The sequence below is a fragment of the Alicyclobacillus contaminans DSM 17975 genome (assembly GCF_000429525.1).
Lineage (GTDB): Bacteria > Bacillota > Bacilli > Alicyclobacillales > Alicyclobacillaceae > Alicyclobacillus_A > Alicyclobacillus_A contaminans.
This window is the reverse complement of the sequence record NZ_AUCA01000045.1, coordinates 1-20,322: the sequence shown is the minus strand read 5'-3', so window position 1 is coordinate 20,322 and position 20,322 is coordinate 1. Positions and strand designations below refer to the sequence as shown.

Sequence of the window (20,322 nt, the reverse complement as noted above, 5' to 3'; positions counted from 1 at the left end):
GTTTTCTCAAGGTGCTACGCCGTCGTTATCACCGTTCCGAGCGGCTGTACATCATCCTGGACAACTTTTCGCCGCACAAGCATGAGCGTGTCCGAAACTGGGCGGTCGAGAACAATGTGGAATTGGTCTACACTCCGACACACGCATCGTGGCTCAATCGGATTGAGTGTCATTTCGGGCCGTTGCGCAAGTTTGTGCTGAGTGGCAGCAACCATGAGGACCACAAGGCACTTGCTGACGCAATTCGGGCATATATTCGCTGGCGCAATAAGCACAGGCGAAACGCTAGCCTTCTACGGGAACAAAAGAAGATCAAGGTTGCCTGAAGGGGCACTAGCTCGTATACTTTCGATCTTCCAATTCGCAAGATTTGTTGAACTTCCGCCAAAGTGAGCATTTCGGTCATCTTATCCTCCTCCAATGGACTCATATGTACGCAACACCGCTTATCCGACTTGCCCGACAAGCTATGTATCACCGTGTCGCTATTTGAATGAATGCGTCCATCACATTCCTTGCCACGGGCGACTTGAGAAACATCGCCAGTCGCTTCATTGCGCGGCGTGTTAGGTAGTACTGCTTACGTTTGGTCTTGAAATGCACCACGACCTTGGCACCGTCACTCTCAAACTCGTCCCAATGTCGTCCTAACACTCGCCGAATGGTTTTGATCTCGACTCCAAAATAATCCGCAGCTTCAGATTCCCTGTAATAAGTTGCATACGGTACCGGTTTGACAAAATCCAGTACATCCAACATGGTTTTACCCTCCCCCATGCTTATTCCCGCCGCACCTAACCACATTGTGCAATGGCGTTATTTGGCCGTTAACTGTTCAACCAATTCAGATTCCATTTCATCGAGTCGCTGCATAATCGTATGGAATTCTTCTTCAAGAGAATCGGCGTTGTTATCTACCCATACTTGCAACATCAATTCACAACGGTTGCTGAATTGGAGAGCGAAGTTTAACTGTGCATCAAGCCATTCAGCAAATATAGCCTCATCCTCTTGTCCCTCAGGCTCCAATTCATCAACTTCGATACCGATTGCGTCAAAGAAGTCTAAAACCTCGTCAAAAGGCAATTCGCGAAGATAGTCACGCGCCCAATCAACGACATCCCAATTTCGTTCTTCAATGCACAGAATCGCATAATCACCGTTATCACATATTGCTACCCACTCCTCTTCGGAAGGATCAAAGTACAGACAAGCCCCATCCTCGTGACGTGCAGCCAAACAGTGAAGTGACGCCACATCCGTCAATGACAACAGATCCTTTGCCTTACGCACCAATCTCAACCGTTCCCACATGTTCATGGTTCTATACCTCCTAACACAGCATTAAATGATATTGTTGATATAATCAACATATATGTAAACGTCGGATGCCGCCTAGCGGAGGCACCCTGCGACATATCCAATGTGTTGTGAAACCTACTATTCCTCGTTCTCCGGCTTAACGGACTGCACAACACCACTTTTGTCCACAACTACCTTGGTGGTGCTTGACGGAGTGTCGATAAATCGTTTGCGCGCAATCGCAAATGCATCTAGGAGCTTGTCATGCTCTTCTCTCATCTGATCGTATTCCGCCTTCAAAGCCTCATACTTGGTCTTATACTCCTGCAATTCGTTACGAACCTGCTCAAGTTCTTGTTTCATTTGCTCCACATCCTCGTCCACAATTTGAACAGTGCGCAGGAAACGGATCAATTCTCGCTGAGTCATGCGTGACTCATCATCGTCGCCGTGTCTCACGATTTCGGCCACACGACCGCGAATGGGATTCTTGACACCTTCAAGAGAACGTTGCGCGATTGCTTCGCGCCCCTTTTCCAGAGCCTGCAAATACTCATCTTCACACTGTGGCTTTATGATCGTTGTCCACTTATACCGATTGGCTGCCTTTGTGCGTAGCCCATTGGTTTCCTCTTCGAAACGTATGCAGCCGTCCATGATGGTGCCACCCTCACTCACGGATTCCAGGATGAGAGCCTTGAGTCGTTCGAATTCACTTTCTTGCCACGGGATTTTAGATGAACCTGTCGGAAACGCCATTGCGTATCACTCCTATACCGGATCAACCGCTATAGATAGTATATATCACGTTATACCGAAGATCAATATATATTCGCAATAAAATTTTACCCCCTCTTAGAAAAGGGGGCTCGTCTCAATTTCCGTTATTGTAACTGATCAAACGGAAGTAGCTTTGATAGCTTCATCACAGCATTTGTGGAACTTATATAGTGTGCGGTAGCCTGCGCCATGTTTGTTGTATCGCCCGGCGTTTTCAGATGTTTATCCATGTATTGCATGGTCTGAACGAACTCCGAAAGGGTTGTCTCCAACTCTGTGTTGAACTGTTGGTAATCCTTCGGAACACTCATGGACTTCAACTGCGTTACCACACTTTGATACTTCGGAATTCCCGTGGCATCCACATTTTCGAGTTCCTGTACATCGTTTTGATTCGTCTCATCCAACGATTGTACGCTCGTTCCGTACTCAGAGATGATCTTTAACATGTTCCTGATTCCCATACTATTTAGTTTGTCAACATACGCCTGTTTAGGGTCAACCGTTACTTTTTGTGATGAAGAAGACGCGCTTACATTTGATGTCGTGCCGCCACAACCGACTAACAATAGCGTCATTGTACTTGCCATGACACACACCGTCGCCAATCGTCGCATACTATTCACCCTCCCCTTGCTATGTGCTATGTATTCCTCATCGATCAGAATATTCCTGCATTGGAAATGTGGTAAAACAAAAAAGCGCCCACCCTCCGTGTGGTGGAAGGTGGGCATATATCACATATGACCAAATGCCAGTTTGTTTGAGCGAATACCATTAGACATATTGTGCATCCTCGCCAGTCCACCGAGTTGCGCGACAACCTCTTGCGCAAGCTCACGCTTGTCCTTGCCATACCCGTTGATTTGAATCGCGCCCTCGTGAATGTGGATGTCACCGCCACGGTGGGTTATTCCGCCAACGCTTCTCATCACACTACCAATACTCGTTGGTACAGTAGCATTGGACAGATGATTCGCGGCATGTGATACAAGATGGGCATTGTTTGTCATACCAATAGCAAGTCCTTGCGCCAAATAACCGCCGAATTCTTGGAATACCTTAGATGGACTGTGTATCCCCAAAAGTGATTTAACGGGGCCGGTGATGCACTTATTGACAAATCCGCTGATTTTAGATACAAACCATCCCACCATACCGCTGATACCGTTCCATAGTCCGAGTACGATATTTTTCCCCCAACTTAGCGCCTCGCGTCCAAGGTTCCCGAAGAACGTCTCAATTTGCTTCCAGTGTGCAATAATCAACGCCGGAAGTCCTATAATGGGCATGATTGCAGCTATGGCGACTTGGGCACCTACGCCGAGATTTTTGAACCATTCCCACGCCTTTTGGAGCCACGATACGACCGTCTTCCAATGCGTTACGAGAAGGGCAATCACGGCGATCAACGCGCTTATACCCGTGATGATCCACCCCACAGGTGACATACGCATTGCGACATTCGCCACCATTTGCACAGCGGCCCAAACACGTGTCAGACCAGTAATACGCCCAATCCATCCGGCCAGTATACCGATACTTCGGCCTACTATTTTAGATGTGCCGCCGAGTATTCCAAAGTCATGCACAAGGAATTTAGCCGTACTGCTTAGTTTGGCGAAGTCACCGAACAGTTTGGTAAACGTGAACATCGTGTTCATCGCCTTGGCAGCACCGCCTATGGCCATAAGAGAGCCGCGAAATAGTAGGGCGACCGAGGCGAGTTTAACAAAATCCCCCGCCATCTTCATCATCGCCGGATGAACAAGCTCGAACTGGACAATTTTGGTGACAATACTATTGATCGTTTTGAGGAAGTTCAACGCACTTGACAACTGCGGCATGCCTAGTCCAGTCATCATATCCTGCCAGCCCACCTTGAGTCGTTGCATTTGACCGGATATCGTATTCATTTGCATCGCTTGAGACTGTTCAATGCTGGGTACAGCACCGATTTGCTTTTGCAGGAGTGCGTTCATTTCCTTGGCATTTACACCGGACAACGCTAGGGCGTATTGCCCACCTTGCTGGCCCCAAATTTTGGTTATCGCCTGTATTTCAGCTGCTTTGTTGCCGTGAAACCGTGCGCTAAACTGCTGCATAATGTCGATCATTTTGTCCAGACCGACAAATTTACCGTTCTGGAAAAACACACTTTGTCCATTCTTGTTGATGAGCCCATACTTCTTCATCAATGCGGCTGCGGTATCAGTTGCTGGAGTAGCTGCACGTTGCAGAAAATCTTTGATGTCCGCTCCGCCACTTCGTCCATTTCCAGCAAGACCACTACGCACAAGGAAACTCTCCATTGCCAGCGCATCGTCGGCGTTAATACCTAATCGATTTGCCGTACCCGCAAAAAAACTGAAAATTTGCTGGTACGGCTGAATCCCCTCGTGTGTAACAGCCAAAGTTTTCCACAGACGATTTTGAAAATCCGCCAGTTTCTTCGGATCGGAATAGAGTTGGTACTCGTGCGACATCTGCACCGCCGCAGCAGCGGACTCGTCAACGGGTGTTCCATCGCGTTGATATAACAGGTCACTGAATTTGAGATATTGATCAAACACAGTCTTATTAAGAAGTGCATTTAGCGGCAAACCACTCTTCGACATAGCACTTTGCACTTCTGACACCATTACACTTGATAAACCAGTATCCAAACCACCGAGCATGGCATTCGAGGTGAGTTGTTTGATTTGTGCTGCATTTGCATGTGTCGCAATCTGCACCTGAGTCATGGCTTTTTGTAGGTCGGCAGCGTTTTTGATCGGCTCAATCATCGTCGCAGCAAGTCCTACCCCCGCCGCAGCAGTCAATCCGCCCTTTAGCATCAACGATTTCGCGGACGCCAAACGCTCCTGTGCATCGGCGAGTTTGTTAAACCCTGCGGCCATCGCCTCGATCTGCGCGGTTGTCGCCCCCGCCGCCTTCATGTCTGCTGCAAGTTGGTTGATCTTGTTTGCCCGCGCCATCTGGTTTAGCGCGGACGTAACCTTATTAATCTCAGCACTTGACGCACCAAACATCGACATAGCGGCCTTAACCGTTTTCAACTGTTGCTCTGCGTACCCAAGGTTTTTCGAAAATAAACTCAGTTGCTTTGAATATATGTCACGCAACCTGACAACAACATCAAGCTCATATATACTTCCCGGCATCAGACCACCTCCTCATCGAATAGTCGCTCCAAAATAGAGTTGACAACACGGAGAAATGGAATTTTCAGTATGTCCTCAGCACCGCTCGGCATCTGATGTGAGCCTTTCGCAATCGCACGATGCACTTTGCGTTTCACCTTTTTGATTCGGTTTCTATTGGCACGCAACATATCCTCCGACTCTATATAGGACTGCGCCAAATCAGCTATCGGCACATCCACCGACCGCAGTGTACGTCCTGTCTCATCGAGCAGTTCACACCGCAACACTGCACCGACCTGGTGCATATACACTTGTTGGCCTGACGGGTATGGCACCCGTAGCTCCGGCAACGTGATCATGTATATCTCTCCTCGTCATTTGAATAGTCGCGGCAAAACTCCGCCGATGGACTTCTCTACTTCAGACAAAATCCAATCCGTTTCTTGGTGCAACGCCGGACGCAAAAATGGACGCGGTGGCAATGGTGTTTTACGTCCAGGCAATCCAAACTCATGCCACTTACCGAGTGGACTATTCGTGCCAATATGCGCCTCTAATATGGTTTTGTCTACGTGTGTCTCGATACTGTCCTTCAACGCCGTCGGCCACATACTGTTTGATCCGTTGGAGTATCGTCCTATCAACGGATCTTCCGCACCTTTTCGCATCACATAATCGGGGTTTAATAATGCCCATGCAACATACGGCCCAATAGCGGGTTGATATTCGCCAAATTTGGATTGCGCGGTTTGTTTGACACGCTCGGCTGCGACAACCAATGTAGCCTCCAATTCGGCACGAATAGCGTATGACGCTTTGGTTACGTCGACGATCAACTCATCGAATGATTCATGAACGTTCGTACATATCACCTCCAACAAAATCCGTAATCTTCTAACATCACCGTCCGACACATACCGTCATTCACGTTGACGTATACTGCCACTCAGGTAGGGCGGCATACGTGGCCGTTATCGGTCGTCAGCAAAGGCGGGGCTGACGGCCATTCATCACAACGCCTGTTTTATGACCGTGCATATGGTACACTTTTTCCGTTTTCGTGCGTTGTACATGCGTTTCTTAACCCCATTTCATGTGACTGTGACCAATTAGTCATCCAACACATTTCGTCTGAATTACGCCGTCTCAACATCACATTTGAGCAATCTCCGTGCCACTCGCTTACGTGATGTAGGAACGCGCCATTGACGTGCGAATAGTCGACCATCGCGGTAATATTCGGCCATCAATTCAAAGTCGTCGCGATAACGCCTAATGGATTCCCATACGTGGGGATCTTCCGAATACGCGGCAAGCCATTCCCGATCCAACCGCCACAGTTGGTTCACTCGATCTCACCTCCCAATAAAAAATCCACCCGTGTATAGGTGGAGTTGATGTGGCTTAAAATATTTCGGAACACGAAGCAGTAGCAAAATCTGCATATCGAATTGAGAGTGTGGGCAGCAGAATAGGTCAATTGGAATATTATTACTAGGGAATTTCGTGCATACCACAGGATTTGGTAAATAACGACACTTTCCGCGCCATGACTGGGTTTATAGCACTTTTTGGTCAGATTAAGAATAGGGAATTTCGTGCATACCTAAAATGCCGATAAACCGCGCCGTTACGCGGAAAATGCCGTTTGATCACTTCTTATATCTTGAATTTATTTAGTAGTGTTCGATCAATGTTTACGTTTCTTTCGATTTTCGCTACGTTCTTTTGATCGACGTACCATATTAGCAAATGTGACGATGATAGTATCGTCTGGTTTACCATCGCGTCGATAGAAAATTTCGGGATTGAGCATGTACTCCATTTCATCGCCAACACGTACACACGCAAATACTGGATTGTTAGCAATACGCATACGTCTCATCTTACTTGTCAATGTTTTCTCGTCCAATTTAGTGATCTCCGCCAAGTCTTTGCGGCTCATTGTGCTCACATTGTCTGGATCAGTTTCATCGGGATTATGCGATAAATAGTTGGTCGACCAGTGTACGTATGGCAACAACTTGTAAACGAATCCCAAGTCCTTCGCATTATTCGCGCTGTACATCTCGCGTACTTGTTCGTGAAACGATTTGATTTTACGCAATCCCTTATATGACTGTCCCCGAAACACGTATTTGCGATTGATTTTGTACGTTTTAATTCCATCGACAACAACATCCTTGATGATACCGTGCCGACGCATAGTAGTCATAAACTCCTGATAGGTACGTTCCGAGATCCCCAACGTAGACATGACATCACTCTTTGACATGGGCGTACGGTTACGATCTGTATTGTGGATGATATCGTCATAGCCTAGATACGCCGTCAATCCTAGCAGATACCCGCAATGTTTATCCTCGATCATGCTCATTTCTCGTATCGCCTGTATACTGTGAAACGAGAACTCCCCTGATTCTGCGCGTCGCTGTTGACGTTCGATATTCTCTTTGTATGCGTCGCGTTGCGCATAGCTGCGTACATAATGTGTCTTTGCCGGTGCGATGATTACCGGTTCACCATTCTCGTCAATGTCGGTGCGGACGTTGAGAAAATACCGATGCTCAATTGAGTCACCCTGCAATGCTCGTGATTGGATCGGTGCAATATCATTGATATAAGTGTCGGCCTTTGATACGTCATCGCATACGCTATTATCCATCGTCATATTACATCGTTATCCTCCTACAGAACATATGTTCTGGTTATGCACATACCTCAGGTGTATACTAAGAACGCGAACATTAGTTCTGAGGTGAAACAGAATGCCGAAAGTCAAAGGCATGACATTGCTTGAATTTCAAAGCAAATTTCATGACGAGCAAAGCTGTCGAGAGCACTTGTTTCGATTCCGCTGGGGCAACGGGTTTTCTTGTCCACGTTGCCACGGCGACCGATTCTATTTCATCGAAAAGCGCATGCTATACGAATGCCCGTCATGTGGTCACCAAACCTCACTGACTGCCGGAACCATCATGCACAAGACGAAGCTGCCGCTTTTGGTTTGGTTCTGGGCCATTTACCTGGTTGCTCATGACAAACGAGGCCGCTCCGCCTTATCCCTGGCGCAGGTCCTGGACCTGAACTATCGGACCGCCTGGCGGCTCCTGCACAAAATCCGCCGAGCGATGCAGGAACGGGATGCGCATTACCGCCTAGCGGGTCTTGTCGAGATGGATGACGCCTATTTTGGCGCTCCCAAATCCGGTACGGATGGACGAGGAACCACAAAACAAGGTGTCGTTGTAGCGCTTCAGACCGACGCCGACGGGTATCCCCAGTTCGTACGGATGAAAGTCGTGGAACGAGTGACGATAGCAGAGATTCATCGAGTTGCCCAGGAAGTGATTGCACCGGGGTCGACCATCATTTCCGACGGACACACCTCCTACAAGCGTCTGCCTGAGCTCGGATACCAACATGCCCCTCAGGATTTCAAGAAATCCGATCCGGATGTCTTTCTCAAGTGGGTGCATGTATTGATCGGCAACGCCAAAGCATTCATTGACGGAACCTACCACGGCCTGGGCACTCGCTTCATGCAAACGTACTTGGACGAGTTCTGCTACCGATTCAATCGGCGACAAAATCCGAACGAATTGTTCTGGAGACTGCTCCATGCTTGTGTTTCTGCGACTCCAGCCAAGGTGTCCTGAGCAGAGTGCATAACCAGAACATATGTTCGTATACAATGTGTGAAGCGTGTTTCAGCGCCTTACGGCGCAACCAAGCAGACCAGGATATATTGCGCACGATAATGGTGTGGTACAGTTCGATTTAGACGCCGCCTTCGGCGGGGACTTATCAGACCGGAAATGTGTGATGGGGTATCGGCGCGACATATGTTCACGGTTGCGTAGTCGCGCCGCAGGCGCTATGTGATGTGATTACTTTGCCTTCTCCAATCCAAGCGCATCCATATACGCGCCCACCCATGATGGGTCGATAGTCACGCTGTTTTCCAAGTCGATAAGCTCCTCCCGACTCATCCCTAACTTGCGGGACATGTGACCAAGAGAGACACCAGCACGGCGTCGGATGCCTGTGAGTCTCTTGCCAACACACATACGCCGCATATACGATTCCTCCGATATATCAGGCCGCCACGATGGACGGCCCGTGTGTTTGATATAGATTGGCAACGGTATATTGGTGTGATTTACTTGCGAGCCAATACGACAATACGGCCTTTGATGGTCAGCAAATCGTAGTCATGCATACGCTTAAAGAGATTTTGCAACTGATGTGGCTGGGCACGCTGTTCGAAGTCCATTACGATATACTGATCGTCGCTCGATGATACGGGAGTGAAGCCCATTTGCTCGACAAAATGTTTGATATGTTTGGGGTCATCCACACTGATAGAGTACGTGTCGTCGAATGTGTAGCACTGCTTCTCGATCCCATAGCCTGATCCGGGAGAATACCTGCGTCTGCCGTCTTGGAGTTTGACTGCCATGTTATTTTGCCTCCTTTTTCCTCGCGTAGATACCGACTAAATCGGCCATCCCTACAAATTCCCAACCGCTAACCGTCTCCAATTGCATTTCGTAAACCACTTTTGGTTGAAAGCGGAGCAGTCCAAAGTTAACCGTTCGGAATTCCCAGTCACCCTCGTCATCGATCTGTCCTGCGCTACACAGCAGTTTCCTCGTGTACTCTCGGATGTCCTGCGGATTTGTGAAACGCTTGCCATTGACCACAATCGCCATTAGTTTGCCTCCTTCTTAGCAAATACAAGTCTGACCATCGCCGTCGGGTTTGGCTCATACTTTTCCTCGCTCACTAGTGCCCACCCGCTGTGTAGCCTGGTGAATATCTCCTTGTCACGCATGGCGTTTGATACAACAATGCAATCGAACTGATATTCTGCCTTTTGCGTTCGCGCTTGCTCGGCGCGCATCATCTCCTGATTCAACTTGCTACGTTTCAGTTGTTGTTCCAGTGCTAGGTTGTCTGATTGCGTTGATTTGTTAATTCGTTGGGCACGACGTTCGAGTACATCGGCAAGCTGCTGCATTGCTTCCACTGTCTCAACCATTTTGGCGAGTAATTCTTCTTGCGTTTTCGGGTAATTTGCCATCTATATGGCCTCCTTTTTATCGATAAAATCAGAACTCGTAAATCCTAACTCAGTTAGTAAACGGTGCTTCACCTCGTCTGTCAGTCTTCGCTCCCCACGCTCAATGGCAGAGATATACGCGCCAGTGCACCCCGTTCTGCGTCCCAATTCTCTTGCGCTAAGTCCGCAGCCCATGCGCATGTAACGTATTGTTCGACCACTAATTTTCACGTGTATCACCCCTTTCTTGTTTGCATTGACAACAAAAATGGACAGAGAAGGGCGCACCAGGAGGACTAATACGCCCTTCTTTAAGGAGGGGGGGGGAGGAAGACGATATGGACGATATGGACGATATACGCAGTGCGCACCCTCGACCTCGTCATATATAAGTACTTTGCGAGACGTTTTTACAAGTTTTTACCTCACCATTCAACGCTGGATATGACCAAAATCCCGATATCTTCTTTAAGTACGGATCGTGAGGCAAATCAGCCCATCGTTTTCGCTTGTTACGTTTCCCGATCCGCATGTCAAATTCAGGTTCGTCTACCGAATCCATTTCAGTCCCATAGATCAATTCATCCATGTAAACTCGTTCGCGTGGCTGTCCTTTGAACGTGCGATCCTTGCCCAACCAACTCTTCGGAAATCGAATTGGATACTCTTCTCCATCTCGTTCTTCGTTGTACGTTGTCCTATCCTGCGCGTTGCCCGTGATACCAAACCGTTGCTGAATGTATTTGCGAACATCATCGGGAACTCGCCACCACTGATTCTGGTTGTACAGCACATCGATCATCCACTTGTCCCACACAGGATGAACACATTTCAGGTTGCGATCATGTACGTTCTGACTCAGAGGAACATGTGCCATAGTTAATGCTCTAACCAGGTTACGTAGACAGCGCGTTACACGATCAGATATAGCCTGTTGTGTGATACCAAGTAATTCCGCAAATTCGTGTTCATCAAGGTTCAGCAAATACATGCAGATGATTTGTCGGTCACGCGGTGTCAATGCATTGCTGGCCAGTACTCGTTCGTAATCCATTCGGTAAGCCAGCGCCCACATGTCTCCCATTAGCTCTCGTTCGTAATACTTTTCGAAATTTTGTAGATCAAATTCTTCATATGACTTGATTCGCTGCGGCATTCATTGACCCCCTCGCTATGTACTACGGTGTGTCCTCACCGCTATATATATTATATCACACTATATATGATATATCAACAGACGATGATATAGATGCCTCTTTTGCCTGTGAGATGCGTTGTACTGCACTCTAATGAGCATATGTGGGGTGTGGACGGGTAAATGGTCATGTGGGGATGCAGAAAAACGCGGCGTGCCGATATACCGCGTTTTGCATAACGAGCATTAAGGAAAACACTTCCGCAATGATTGAACAAGGTCGAATGATTATCGAGATACGAATTATTGCATGGGTATGGAGCCAGGACAATCTTGCGATTGACTATTAGGTTCCTGTGATAAAAATTGTTGAAATTCCGCCAAGCAAAAATCAGCTTGTTTTCCGTTTTCAGGAGAGTATATCTCTAAATCATTCGCCAAAATAGACATATCATACCACGTGGAGGGAACGGGAGTTGGATTATTGGGCGTTGCTGGAGGAACGTAGCCACTAAGGTCATTTACAATATTCTGACCGTCTTGGATTAGAGTTTGGTCATTTACTGTATGCTGTTTATCTTTAATAGCTTCGGCCTTGTTAAGATCTGCTAGTCCATCTATTACATCTTGGTCATCATAAGCTTTTAAGAACAAATCAACCATGTCATTGTAGACATCGGCATTCACTGTGAAATCGGTTATACCGGGCCCCCCATCAGAGCTATTACTATCAACAGCATTAGAATTTGTTGTGGACTTCTCTGAAGAACGATTAGGGCCAAAGTTTGGTGTATGAGAATTCGAAATCATAAACGCAACCGCGCAAATAGCCACAGGGATAACAATAACCCAACCTAAGAATTTTCTCTTCAATGTTACTCCTCAATTCATAGAAGATAAACACGGCATCAAGACCATAATTCTGCTACGAGCATGACTGCCCATTACCGCGACAATCCCCAAATTAATGCAACCACGGCAATTCCGATGGCAACACCAGATAGGACACCAACGCCTAAATTCCCCGATAAAATCCATACAGTAAAACCAGTTGAGCCAAATGAATAGACAAAAACGTTCAAAAAGATTTCTGCATCAGAAAGTTTTCTGTTTTGCACCTGAGACGTCCTTGCCGATCTATTACGAATCATTTTCTTCTTTCGCATTTGTCTAACAATAAATCTGGTTTGATAAAAAGTAGGATTTCGTCTCATAATACAACTCCACAAACGTTATTTTCTTAATTAGTTTCGCCACGCGAAAGAGTTTGATTTCATCATCTGTTGTATACATAGGCAATTGGTTAAGCGGCGGAAGTGCGGGGCAATATGACACTTAGAACATTTTTACAGTGCTTTTCCCATTCAGCACTACACAAATTTCGTTTAAATGGTTCTCCATGCGCTTATCTAGTGATTCGAATTTCTCGTTTAGTAGCTCCAATTCGTGCAGGATTAATTGTAGATTCTCCTTTAATTCGTCCATTGCTATCTCCTCCATAACACACCCTCCCGCTAATTCATTCGACGCTCGGCGGAGTTCTCCTGCTGTCATATCCTCTCTGGTCGAGGTTTTCTGGAAAAATTTTATAACTAAATGGGGATCGCGTTTTTGCGGCATAGTGAAATCGTAAGTGGCGCAATAAGTTTGACCATATAGAAAATTTTACCAGTGAGTTCGCGTGATCTATTTCATCGCGGAGTCTAGTTTGTGTGGCACCGAGGTCGAAAATAACAATTTTCTCAGGGGTTTGACCCCCATCCCCTTTCATTCCGCTAATCTCCTATCTATTCATTCGCGCACATCCCGATACGTTACCTCGGTTTTACGTTCACTACTCTCCCACCCACACCAAGTCTGCCCTCTCGACGCTCAATGACTTGCGCTGCCAAACACCAGACGTTACCCCATGCGTTCCCCTGTTGGTGGTGGGGAGTGTTGTCATGATACGTTGTTGGATGTCCTGTTTCTCTCACCGTTTGTTCTCGTCGCTTGTCGAATGGATTTTACTCTTGTGAATGAGTTTCGTAGAAGTTGACTTCTCAGAAATTCAAAGCATAAAATGAGGATATAGATGATGTTGAACGGGGTGTTTATCGATGAAAAAAACTTTCGTAGAAGTCATCGAGAGATTCCGTGTTGCACAAATCGAAGCTGGTAAGAGTGATCTGACCGCTAAGACATACGCACATACGCTTCAGTCCTTTGCTGATTGGTTGACCACATCAAATGGTGATATCAACAATCCAACACGATTCGATGTTCAGTCCTACATCACACACCTGGACGAACAGGGAAAGTCAGCTGTAACCATCGACAAGACGTATGCTGCAATCAGTGTGTTTGCCGATTGGCTTGAACGAGGAGACATTGTACGCGACATCCGTAAAGCAGAGGTACGAAAACAACGTAACATTGCCCCCAAATCACTCGACCGCAATGAGCGTAACCGTCTCCTGCGCGACGTGGAACGCGACGGTAATACACGTAATATCGCAATTGTATATATGCTTCTTCAAACCGGCTTGCGAGTATCTGAGTTGTGCGCACTCGACAAGACGGATATTGTTATGTCCGAGCGCAAAGGACAAGTTAATGTACGTCACGGCAAAGGTGATGTAGCACGTTCCGTACCACTCCCTCGTGAGGCACGTTTATACTTGCAACGATATTTGGAGACGCGCACCGACATCAATCCTGCACTATTCCTGTCGCGTCAGGGACGTATCACCCCGCGCATGGTGCAATACATCCTCGGTAAATATGGGATACACCCACACATGCTCAGACACACGTACTGTCGTGATTTGGTGAGTAATGGCGTGGACATCGCAGTCGTAGCTGAATTAGCCGGACATTCCGACATCAACGTAACACGCCGATACAGTAAGCCGACCCAGGATGAATTGCACAAAGTGATTGACCGCGTATTCTCATAGTTGGAACAATGTGGTATACTCACCATATCGGGTGTGCCTATTCATTGAGTCACCGTCCATGTCGCGGCGGTGGCTTGCTTTGTGAGTGCGAGATTTCAGGAAGCGAGAACGGGCGGGCGCGGTTGCTTGTCTATTATCACGTTTTACCACAGTGAAGGTGTATATTTGTCCAATTTTGTACACCCTCCCCCTCACCCATAAACGCTCAATATTCGGCACTAGCACGGCATTTTTTATCACCTGGTACTAATTTTGCTCCGGTGGACACGCTTAATCAAATCTGCTCCGGCTTACGTCGAATATCTCCCACATTCTCCTGTTTTCTGGCGTTTACGGACACGAACCGGAATAGCATCTGAATTGGACACTGCTACTTTATGTGCAGTTTATTCACGGTCGCCCAGCAAAGGATTTCATTATAATCGTAGGTTGATATATCGTACAAGTCTAGTATGTCACCGTCCTTGAATTCCACCTTCAGACTGTTCTCTCGCGCCAACTTTGTCACCTTAGCTACTCTTTCCTCCGTCAGCGTAGAAAACCCACCGTCATCCTCAAGAATAATGGTTGGCCCAAAAATGTCACTTTTCCCGTCCTCGTGTCTGACATGAGGAGAACGCATTGGCAAATGAAACATTACATACCCCTCCCAAATGTCGACGTCTCGCTATTCCTCGTCTGGCTCCCATTTTATCCAATGCCACGGCTCAACGCCTAACGCATTGCAAATGGCATCGATGTGCCACATTTCCACGCGGGAGACGTTTTTCTCATTACATATCTGATTTATACGTGCCCGACGTACACCGGATATTGCTGATAACTCGGATTGGCTGATTCCTTGCTCTTTCAGCAATCTGCCCAATTCAAACCTGAACATTTTATTTCCTCCAGCGTATTGACCTGTACGCCTAATTGTACTATGTTCTATTTAAAGATATGTACGCCTAGTCGTACAGTCGTAGGGGAGGTGACCGTACAGTGCTCATCCACTCCATCGGCGACAAGCAACGGCTGTCCGCCGTCCATCGACAGTATCAGTGCATCATGCAGTCTCATCTGTCCACGCAACAAAGGGACATGGCTCTGGCATCCCTGATGACGCAAATGGAGCGAGAATTCCACATCCCCTTGCTGCGTGATGAGCAGTGGGAACAGCGGAACAAACCCGTAATCGCGCTGTATCGCATCATTTCAGAGAGTAGAAAACAGTGGAGGTAGATCCTATGCACGCCATACAGCTTACCTGCACGCCCGAAGAGTTCGCTGAAGACATCAAACAGCTTGCGCGTGTTGCAGACGCGGAATATCGCGAAGCCGAGGTAGATTTGATGGCGGAATTGTACAGAATGGGAGTAAACGCCGACGACATACTCGTACCGCTGGACATTGTGTTATCGCGGTTAACGTGGATCGCATATCGAGCGGGTTACATGCTGGCCAAGCAAAATTAGGAGGGGGAATGGGAAATGGATGAGAAACGGGATAAGAGAATAACAGAAGTCGTGAAGATCATGGACTCCAAGGGCGTAGAATGGGAATTCGTAACCGTTGAGGATTTTGAGGAAGGCCAGGGCGAAGATTTGATGGACATCTTTGTCGACATTGTCCTTACGTACTATCTTTAAGGAGGGGCATCCAGATGGAGAAGACGTTTGTGCCACGAGTTGAATACGACACGTATGTAGATAAGTATGGGAAAGTATGGGAGATTGAATATGAAGAAGGTGAAGAGGACTTGATGGATATTATCGTAAGGATTTTGCCCACTTTACTGTCAAACTAAGAGGCCGATGTACGGGGGAGTAGGATAGCCTACTCCCCTTTTTCATCCAAGTCGATGCCGAAGTATTCGCGGATTTTGCTGACGACTATTTCGCTCTGCCGACGTAATGTATCCCGATTCCTAGGTAATCTACGATCTTCATATTCATATATAAAATCCAAATATGAGTCTGACCAAAACTCGTGACTTCGCCAAGCACTATACATAGCCTTCATCATGACGGTTGGATCACTTAGCACCAATCTCTCCCAATCGCTAAAGTTCCGTTCGTATTGAATTTCCATTTCGTGCTTGCGCCGTGCCGCGTCCCGTTCCGCGTCTTCGTACCTAAAGAACACATAATCAGGCCATTCGGACACGTTTCCCGGCAACTTCTCCGGCGATTCGTCTGCAACACGTCTCAAATGATATTGATAATCATTTTTATGCGGTTTCATCGTAATCCGGTAAACATCTACTCGCTTCCGTTTCGAAAAATACACGATATCGCCACGCTTTAAGTTTAGCACCCGTCCACCACCTCAACATCAGTATGCGCAAATATGAAGGGGAACCTCAATCATGACGGTTCCCCTTCTAACTGTACCAGTTCACCCCATTAAGCAGTTGTGTCTAGTGTTTAATGACCCAATCCGTTCCATTCCAGCTAGTCTGAAATCCCATACGCTTTAGGACTTGTTCGACATAGTAAACGGGTACATACGTGGTTGACACATGGCTGTATGCATCCGGTGCTACAATACGTGGCGCATATTCGACGATAGTATTTGTGTTTGTAAAGCGAATCGCAATTCGCGCTGAATCTGTTGACTGACTCTTAGGTAGCTGACTCACATTTGGCTTCCACGTTTTTGGAAGTGTGATGTCCCATTCATGTAAAGTAGCATTCCAAGATGCGTGTACCCCGGCCTTTTCTAAGACTTGATTCACATAATATATAGGCACCCAACTTGTAGACTTTTTTGACGACGGATCAACCGCGACAATATGTACGGACTTAGAGACAGTCACCCCATTATACGATATTACAGTCGGGGCGGTTTTGTAGCTCTCCAATGCTTTTGTTGTCGCAGTAGACTTGGATTGTGTATGTGTGCTCGATGAAGTCGCGGCAAATGCCACTGACGATGATGCCAGCAGTGTAAGTGTTGCCACTGTTGGGATGAGCATTCTCCTCATAGTACAACCCCTCACGATCCTAATGGTTTCATTGCTTCAAATCTACCGTACTGCATTAATTTTAGAGTTCTATGAACGATAGATGGGCATTTGATTAGATCATTAAACCTGATAAACGCGAGGCGAAAACGGGGATAAGTCTCGTGACAAATCAAAAGCGCGTCCTCCAGTGAGGGGACGCGCCGTGTATCGCTGTGGCTCTGAACACCACTGCGGAGTCGTTACAGACAAAAAACGGCTTGGATGTCCCATGACAGGAGCAACCAAGCCATGTAACCATGCAACCATTTTGCAACCGAACGTCGTACAACACCTTAAAATTGAGCGATACAGAACAATACTCCAATACCGTACAATCCGCGCCAACACAAAGATTTTCCCTAATACGACGATGAGTTTAGGGGTCTTGGTTTTCGACTTAAAATCTGCCGGGGGCAACCCCGTACGGGTTCGAGTCCCGTTCTCGGCACCATAGTAGTGACGCGGCTTCCCGGGTTTTCCGGGGAGCCGTTTTTTTGTTGCAAACACTCATTTGCAAACGGATTGCAAACCTTCGTGTTACGAAATAAAATTGCACAGAAAGAACCTTGCCATGTGACAAGGTTTTTGAGAACGGTGTCTGCAGTACTTTTCAACCTTTCTCCCCGTCTTGGATCTGACTCTCAATCCAACCGTCCACGTCCACCTGCCGCACAAAAATTTGATTTCTGTACGAACGCGGCCGTCACCGCAAACGAAAGTAGGTCAGTGAGACAAAGGAGAGTCGCCCCTCCCCTTTGCTCCTACCTTCAGTATAGCACGAAAGGAAGCCTGGGTATGCTTAGCGCGATCTCGGATTTGTTTGCCCGCATCGGATTGCCGTCTGGAGGTTGAAATTCGGAAACTGCGCCATGTTACATCATCCTTTCAAGTGATTTTCAAGAATTTAGGATGACGCCCCACGTCTGCGGCCCCACGATACCGTCTGCCGTGAGCCCGTGTGCAGACTGCCATTTCTGCACGGCCGCCTTTGTGTCCGGCCCGAACACGCCGTCTGCGGTGACACCAACGATGGCTTGCACGGCCTTCACGGCATTGGTGTGACCGGATACGCCTTGCTGCAGATTCGGTACTTGCACGTCTCCCTCACCTCCTTGTACCGCCGGTTGAGCCGGTTGCGTGTCGTATTGGTAGAGCTTGTACTGCTCAATGATGCTGATGAGCGTCTGCGCGTAGTTTGGCGCCGTAGCGTAGCCGTCCTGTTGATGAGCTGGCACGCAGTCCGCCAATCCGCGCCTATTTGGAGAGAGCGCGTCCTTTCCTGCATGGGATTAGCTGTCTTTGGCATTCATGCAACGCCCCTCTCTTCGTCTCGCATGGAATTAGCAGGGGGCCTTCCCTCGAATGCGGTTTTGTTGTCCAGCATCCTCAGGCGGTACTACGCCCCCATCCGCCACCCTTCTGGCAGAGCACCGACTTCCCGGGGCTCACCGATTATACGGTCTCCGTCTCCTGCTTAGCAGGGCCAGGGAGGGCTTCCCCAGTTCCGATGATGGCCTTCCATCCGTTCCGCTCCCCTTACCGCGGCGAGTTCCTCGAGACTGCCATCCAGGTTCTTCGCCTCTTCCATGGCCTTCGCCGTGACACACCCGGCTCGGCTCTCGCTTGTTCCCCTTCTGGGGCTGTCATCACGCGGCGGCAGGATTCGCTTGATGCTACGGACCGGCTGGTTGCTCCCCCTATAGGGCTTTCGACACGGCGCTTCGATGCCCGGCGTTTCTCCCGAACACCGGCCGTCTGTTACCGGGCTCCCTGGCGATTACCCGGACCGGACTTTCACCGGCTGGTCACCATCAGCTTGCGCGGGTCCAATACGCCCCGCTCTGGGCACACTGTGTACCTGGCAGCGTTGGACAATGGCCGTGTCGCCAAGCACATCCCGTACCGCCGCCCGCAGCGCCTTGCTTCCGTCAATTACGACCAGAATTCCGTCGTCGGTCTTCAAGCCACGTTCCACCAGGTCGGACAGGAGCGCTTTACACACAGCGGCGTTCTCGGTGGCTCCGTGCCATACCCCTAGCATCTGCTTCTTGCCATCTGCGTCAATCCCCATGGCCGCTACCACGGTGTGCTCTGCCATCACGATGCCGTCGATGATGAGGGCCACATAGTGCCGATCATCCAGACGCCGATGCATCAACTCAGCCAGCAGCTTCCTCGTGGCTGCAATGAACCGGCGGCTGACGGAACTCTTACTCGTGCCAGAGGACTCCAATTCCTCTCCGACCGGCTACAGACCGTACGCATAGTTGCGGGTGGACAGTCCGTGGATCATCCGCTCCAACGCAGCTTGCGTCAACAGCTCCGGATCTTGCAGGGCCTGATACGTCTCGAGTGGAATCTCCCGGCCATCCACGCTGCGTACTCGCACCTTCTCCACAGCCACCTTGCGACCGCCGAGGATGACGAAACCTTTCTCTTTTCCATGCAGTACGGCCTTGCGCTCCGGATTGTGCTTGCCCTTGGGACCGACGAGCGTATCCACCTCTTCCTGCATCATGGCCTGGATGACACGCAAGCCGGTTTGCACCGCTAGCGCCATCAGACCTTCCTTGGTCGCTTCCATGACATCCAGCAGAGCCAGTTGGACAGAGAGGTTCTTTGACGTGTCGAATCTTGTAAACTGCTTCTGGTTTTTCAGCGCAATCTCGTGTACTCTTGATTTCGATAGTGGCGTTCTCCTTTCCTGATATTCCCCAAACCCGTTATACCAAACGGGGTCAGGAGACCGCCACTTTCAAATTTCCACGAAATCCGGGACTACGCCCGCTCCCACGAAAATCGTTTTAGGTTAAAGCCCAGAACCTAGAACATACACCTCTCCATATCCTGAGTAGTGAAAAACGAGGGCACATGTCCGAGGTACACCCGCCCTCAATACAGGAGATGGGAGATGGGACGTATTGAACCCCACATTGTCAAGACAGATGGGATGGCTTTTAAGAAAGAGA

At 48.4% G+C, this 20,322-nt stretch carries 25 protein-coding genes and 1 pseudogene; 7 read left to right on the top strand and 19 right to left on the bottom strand.

The genetic code is table 11. From position 1 onward, the window contains the following. Positions 1 to 326: transposase (locus tag G463_RS20605; protein ID WP_026975729.1), on the top strand; the 326-nt coding region annotated here is incomplete at its 5' end. 148 nt (positions 327 to 474) lie between these two features. Here the strand turns inward: G463_RS20605 and G463_RS0114410 are convergent. From G463_RS0114410 to G463_RS0114375, 8 genes are all read right to left on the bottom strand, one after another. Continuing rightward, positions 475 to 759, bottom strand: coding sequence for a hypothetical protein (locus tag G463_RS0114410; RefSeq protein WP_026975728.1), 285 nt, complete (start codon positions 757 to 759; stop codon positions 475 to 477). A gap of 57 nt (positions 760 to 816) precedes the next feature. After that, positions 817 to 1,320: a hypothetical protein gene (locus G463_RS0114405; protein ID WP_026975727.1), complete on the bottom strand. Its 504-nt coding sequence runs from the start codon at positions 1,318 to 1,320 to the stop codon at positions 817 to 819. A gap of 120 nt (positions 1,321 to 1,440) precedes the next feature. Continuing rightward, on the bottom strand, positions 1,441 to 2,061 hold the full coding sequence (locus G463_RS0114400) for a PspA/IM30 family protein (RefSeq protein ID WP_026975726.1): 621 nt from the start codon (positions 2,059 to 2,061) through the stop codon (positions 1,441 to 1,443). Between the two features lie 125 nt (positions 2,062 to 2,186). After that, on the bottom strand, positions 2,187 to 2,699 hold the full coding sequence (locus tag G463_RS20600) for a hypothetical protein (RefSeq protein WP_026975725.1): 513 nt from the start codon (positions 2,697 to 2,699) through the stop codon (positions 2,187 to 2,189). Between the two features lie 120 nt (positions 2,700 to 2,819). Further along, positions 2,820 to 5,246, bottom strand: a complete 2,427-nt coding sequence (locus G463_RS0114390) for a phage tail tape measure protein (protein ID WP_026975724.1) — start codon at positions 5,244 to 5,246, stop codon at positions 2,820 to 2,822. After that, positions 5,246 to 5,587, bottom strand: a complete 342-nt coding sequence (locus G463_RS0114385; RefSeq protein ID WP_026975723.1) for a hypothetical protein — start codon at positions 5,585 to 5,587, stop codon at positions 5,246 to 5,248. Before G463_RS0114385 ends, G463_RS0114390 begins: the two co-directional genes overlap by 1 nt. A 15-nt stretch (positions 5,588 to 5,602) precedes the next feature. Next, complete coding sequence (locus G463_RS22960) at positions 5,603 to 6,109, bottom strand: phage virion morphogenesis protein (RefSeq protein WP_026975722.1); 507 nt, start codon at positions 6,107 to 6,109, stop codon at positions 5,603 to 5,605. An 809-nt stretch (positions 6,110 to 6,918) separates the two neighbouring features. Then, a complete protein-coding gene (locus tag G463_RS0114375; RefSeq protein WP_026975721.1) occupies positions 6,919 to 7,899 on the bottom strand; it encodes a hypothetical protein in 981 nt (326 codons plus the stop codon). A gap of 97 nt (positions 7,900 to 7,996) precedes the next feature. Here G463_RS0114375 and G463_RS0114370 point away from each other — a divergent pair, with 97 nt between their 5' ends. Next, positions 7,997 to 8,887, top strand: coding sequence for an IS1595 family transposase (locus tag G463_RS0114370; RefSeq protein WP_026975720.1), 891 nt, complete (start codon positions 7,997 to 7,999; stop codon positions 8,885 to 8,887). A gap of 503 nt (positions 8,888 to 9,390) precedes the next feature. Here G463_RS0114370 and G463_RS0114360 read toward each other — a convergent pair. The 7 genes from G463_RS0114360 to G463_RS22950 all read right to left on the bottom strand — a co-directional run bounded on the left by G463_RS0114360 (position 9,391) and on the right by G463_RS22950 (position 12,642). Next, positions 9,391 to 9,690 carry a hypothetical protein gene (locus tag G463_RS0114360; RefSeq protein WP_026975718.1) on the bottom strand — a complete coding sequence of 100 codons (300 nt, stop codon included), beginning with the start codon at positions 9,688 to 9,690 and terminating at the stop codon, positions 9,391 to 9,393. A gap of 1 nt (position 9,691) precedes the next feature. Next, positions 9,692 to 9,943 carry a hypothetical protein gene (locus tag G463_RS0114355; protein WP_026975717.1) on the bottom strand — a complete coding sequence of 84 codons (252 nt, stop codon included), beginning with the start codon at positions 9,941 to 9,943 and terminating at the stop codon, positions 9,692 to 9,694. Further along, entirely contained in the window at positions 9,943 to 10,314 is a 372-nt protein-coding gene (locus G463_RS0114350; RefSeq protein ID WP_026975716.1) for a hypothetical protein, read from the bottom strand. Before G463_RS0114350 ends, G463_RS0114355 begins: the two co-directional genes overlap by 1 nt. Further along, on the bottom strand, positions 10,315 to 10,524 hold the full coding sequence (locus G463_RS24075) for a helix-turn-helix domain-containing protein (RefSeq protein WP_035487416.1): 210 nt from the start codon (positions 10,522 to 10,524) through the stop codon (positions 10,315 to 10,317). It abuts the gene before it with no gap. A 151-nt stretch (positions 10,525 to 10,675) separates the two neighbouring features. Then, a complete protein-coding gene (locus G463_RS0114345; protein WP_026975715.1) occupies positions 10,676 to 11,449 on the bottom strand; it encodes a hypothetical protein in 774 nt (257 codons plus the stop codon). Positions 11,450 to 11,731: 282 nt separating this feature from the next. Next, positions 11,732 to 12,301, bottom strand: coding sequence for a hypothetical protein (locus tag G463_RS22955; protein WP_156900231.1), 570 nt, complete (start codon positions 12,299 to 12,301; stop codon positions 11,732 to 11,734). Positions 12,302 to 12,372: 71 nt separating this feature from the next. Further along, positions 12,373 to 12,642: a hypothetical protein gene (locus G463_RS22950; protein ID WP_156900230.1), complete on the bottom strand. Its 270-nt coding sequence runs from the start codon at positions 12,640 to 12,642 to the stop codon at positions 12,373 to 12,375. An 885-nt stretch (positions 12,643 to 13,527) separates the two neighbouring features. On the opposite strand from G463_RS22950, the gene G463_RS0114335 reads away from it, so the two are divergent. Continuing rightward, the gene (locus tag G463_RS0114335; RefSeq protein ID WP_026975714.1) at positions 13,528 to 14,367 is read left to right on the top strand and encodes a tyrosine-type recombinase/integrase; all 840 of its coding nucleotides are present in this window, start codon (positions 13,528 to 13,530) and stop codon (positions 14,365 to 14,367) included. A gap of 667 nt (positions 14,368 to 15,034) precedes the next feature. Here the strand turns inward: G463_RS0114335 and G463_RS24070 are convergent. Further along, positions 15,035 to 15,247, bottom strand: coding sequence for a helix-turn-helix domain-containing protein (locus G463_RS24070; protein WP_035487413.1), 213 nt, complete (start codon positions 15,245 to 15,247; stop codon positions 15,035 to 15,037). Positions 15,248 to 15,348: 101 nt separating this feature from the next. Here G463_RS24070 and G463_RS0114320 point away from each other — a divergent pair, with 101 nt between their 5' ends. From G463_RS0114320 to G463_RS22940, 4 genes are read left to right on the top strand one after another with little or no spacing between them, the layout of a single operon-like run. Further along, positions 15,349 to 15,588: a hypothetical protein gene (locus G463_RS0114320; protein ID WP_051322328.1), complete on the top strand. Its 240-nt coding sequence runs from the start codon at positions 15,349 to 15,351 to the stop codon at positions 15,586 to 15,588. A gap of 5 nt (positions 15,589 to 15,593) precedes the next feature. Beyond that, complete coding sequence (locus tag G463_RS0114315) at positions 15,594 to 15,821, top strand: hypothetical protein (RefSeq protein ID WP_026975711.1); 228 nt, start codon at positions 15,594 to 15,596, stop codon at positions 15,819 to 15,821. Positions 15,822 to 15,836: 15 nt separating this feature from the next. Beyond that, entirely contained in the window at positions 15,837 to 15,995 is a 159-nt protein-coding gene (locus G463_RS22945; RefSeq protein WP_156900229.1) for a hypothetical protein, read from the top strand. 14 nt (positions 15,996 to 16,009) lie between these two features. After that, positions 16,010 to 16,153, top strand: a complete 144-nt coding sequence (locus G463_RS22940) for a hypothetical protein (protein ID WP_156900228.1) — start codon at positions 16,010 to 16,012, stop codon at positions 16,151 to 16,153. A gap of 29 nt (positions 16,154 to 16,182) precedes the next feature. Here G463_RS22940 and G463_RS0114300 read toward each other — a convergent pair whose 3' ends face one another. From G463_RS0114300 to G463_RS23655, 3 genes and pseudogenes are all read right to left on the bottom strand, one after another. Further along, positions 16,183 to 16,662, bottom strand: coding sequence for a hypothetical protein (locus tag G463_RS0114300; protein WP_026975710.1), 480 nt, complete (start codon positions 16,660 to 16,662; stop codon positions 16,183 to 16,185). A gap of 1,587 nt (positions 16,663 to 18,249) precedes the next feature. Next, complete coding sequence (locus G463_RS23855) at positions 18,250 to 18,588, bottom strand: peptidoglycan-binding domain-containing protein (protein WP_281171086.1); 339 nt, start codon at positions 18,586 to 18,588, stop codon at positions 18,250 to 18,252. Positions 18,589 to 19,205: 617 nt separating this feature from the next. Beyond that, a pseudogene (locus tag G463_RS23655) lies at positions 19,206 to 19,871 on the bottom strand (transposase); the annotation flags it as partial. Positions 19,872 to 20,322 lie beyond the last annotated feature (451 nt).

What these genes read in the sequence shown, in the direction of transcription:
- G463_RS0114410 (WP_026975728.1), bottom strand. Translation starts at nt 759, where the DNA reads ATGTTGGATGTACTGGATTTTGTCAAACCGGTACCGTATGCAACTTAT.
- G463_RS0114405 (WP_026975727.1), bottom strand. Translation starts at nt 1,320, where the DNA reads ATGAACATGTGGGAACGGTTGAGATTGGTGCGTAAGGCAAAGGATCTG.
- G463_RS0114400 (WP_026975726.1), bottom strand. Translation starts at nt 2,061, where the DNA reads ATGGCGTTTCCGACAGGTTCATCTAAAATCCCGTGGCAAGAAAGTGAA.
- G463_RS20600 (WP_026975725.1), bottom strand. Translation starts at nt 2,699, where the DNA reads ATGCGACGATTGGCGACGGTGTGTGTCATGGCAAGTACAATGACGCTA.
- G463_RS0114390 (WP_026975724.1), bottom strand. Translation starts at nt 5,246, where the DNA reads ATGCCGGGAAGTATATATGAGCTTGATGTTGTTGTCAGGTTGCGTGAC.
- G463_RS0114385 (WP_026975723.1), bottom strand. Translation starts at nt 5,587, where the DNA reads ATGATCACGTTGCCGGAGCTACGGGTGCCATACCCGTCAGGCCAACAA.
- G463_RS0114375 (WP_026975721.1), bottom strand. Translation starts at nt 7,899, where the DNA reads ATGACGATGGATAATAGCGTATGCGATGACGTATCAAAGGCCGACACT.
- G463_RS0114370 (WP_026975720.1), top strand. Translation starts at nt 7,997, where the DNA reads ATGCCGAAAGTCAAAGGCATGACATTGCTTGAATTTCAAAGCAAATTT.
- G463_RS0114360 (WP_026975718.1), bottom strand. Translation starts at nt 9,690, where the DNA reads ATGGCAGTCAAACTCCAAGACGGCAGACGCAGGTATTCTCCCGGATCA.
- G463_RS0114355 (WP_026975717.1), bottom strand. Translation starts at nt 9,943, where the DNA reads ATGGCGATTGTGGTCAATGGCAAGCGTTTCACAAATCCGCAGGACATC.
- G463_RS0114350 (WP_026975716.1), bottom strand. Translation starts at nt 10,314, where the DNA reads ATGGCAAATTACCCGAAAACGCAAGAAGAATTACTCGCCAAAATGGTT.
- G463_RS0114345 (WP_026975715.1), bottom strand. Translation starts at nt 11,449, where the DNA reads ATGCCGCAGCGAATCAAGTCATATGAAGAATTTGATCTACAAAATTTC.
- G463_RS22950 (WP_156900230.1), bottom strand. Translation starts at nt 12,642, where the DNA reads ATGAGACGAAATCCTACTTTTTATCAAACCAGATTTATTGTTAGACAA.
- G463_RS0114335 (WP_026975714.1), top strand. Translation starts at nt 13,528, where the DNA reads ATGAAAAAAACTTTCGTAGAAGTCATCGAGAGATTCCGTGTTGCACAA.
- G463_RS24070 (WP_035487413.1), bottom strand. Translation starts at nt 15,247, where the DNA reads ATGTTCAGGTTTGAATTGGGCAGATTGCTGAAAGAGCAAGGAATCAGC.
- G463_RS0114315 (WP_026975711.1), top strand. Translation starts at nt 15,594, where the DNA reads ATGCACGCCATACAGCTTACCTGCACGCCCGAAGAGTTCGCTGAAGAC.
- G463_RS22945 (WP_156900229.1), top strand. Translation starts at nt 15,837, where the DNA reads ATGGATGAGAAACGGGATAAGAGAATAACAGAAGTCGTGAAGATCATG.
- G463_RS22940 (WP_156900228.1), top strand. Translation starts at nt 16,010, where the DNA reads ATGGAGAAGACGTTTGTGCCACGAGTTGAATACGACACGTATGTAGAT.